Below are 1,052 nucleotides of genomic sequence, written 5' to 3'. Positions count from 1 at the left end.
GTCCTCCGTCAAGGACCCGATCACCCCATCAGCCAGAACACCGGCCGCATGCACCACACCCGTCAACGGATACTCGCCCGGGATCTCCGACAGCACCGACGCCAAGGCGTCGCGATCAGCCGCATCGCATGCCACCACCCTGGCCCGCGCACCCAACGCAGCCAGCTCCTCGACCAGCACGTCGGCCCCAGGAGCGTCCATCCCACGCCGACTGGTCAACACCAGATGCCGCACCCCATGCGACTCCACCAGATGCCGGGCCACAGCCGACCCCAACACCCCCGTACCACCCGTCACCAGCACCGACCCCGTTCCGTCCAGTGACGGCGGAATGGTCAGCACGACCTTGCCGATGTTGCGTGCTTGGCTCAGGTAGCGGAATGCCTGCCGTGCCCGGCTGATATCCCAGGTTGTTACCGGTATGTGCCGCAGTTCGCCGGACTCCAGCAGCCGCACGACCTCTGCCAAGATCTGCTGGACCCGTTCTGGCGTCGCCTGCGTCAGGTCGTACGCCTCGTACGCCACGCCCGGAAACTCTTCGGCTATCTGCTGAGGATCACGGATGTCGGTCTTGCCCAGTTCCATGAAGCGGCCGCCGCGCGGCAACAGACGCGCGGAAGCGTCTATGTATTCACCGGCCAGGGAGTTCAGAACGACATCCACACCGCGGCCTTCGGTGGCCTCCAGGAACCGCCCTTCGAAATCCAGGTCGCGAGTCGAAGAGAGATGGGCGTCATCCAGGCCGAGGGCGCGTAGGGCATGCCATTTCTGTGGCCTGGCGGTGCCGTAGACCTCGGCACCCAGATAGCGGGCTATCTGCACCGCCGCCATGCCCACACCACCGGCCGCCGCGTGTATCAGGACCGACTCGCCCTTCCGCAACCCGGCCAGATCCACCAGCCCGTAGTATGCGGACGCGAATACCGCCGGGATCGAGGCGGCCTCCTCGAACGACCAGCCCGCGGGCATCTTCGCCAGCAACCTGTGATCCGCCACCGCCACCGGCCCGAACGCCTGCGGAACGAATCCCAGCACCCGGTCGCCCACGGCCA

The 1,052-nt window shown here is 66.6% G+C and carries 1 protein-coding gene; it reads right to left on the bottom strand.

Going from position 1 to position 1,052, the window contains the following annotated elements; genetic code table 11:
• Positions 1-1,052, bottom strand: a 1,052-nt coding sequence (locus LHJ74_RS34060) for an MDR/SDR family oxidoreductase (RefSeq protein WP_260222237.1), incomplete at both ends; no start/stop codon positions are given.

This window comes from Streptomyces gossypii (assembly GCF_025165795.1).
Lineage (GTDB): Bacteria > Actinomycetota > Actinomycetes > Streptomycetales > Streptomycetaceae > Streptomyces > Streptomyces gossypii.
The sequence above is the reverse complement of the archived record's forward strand: the minus strand, read 5'-3'. Positions and strand labels throughout refer to the sequence as shown.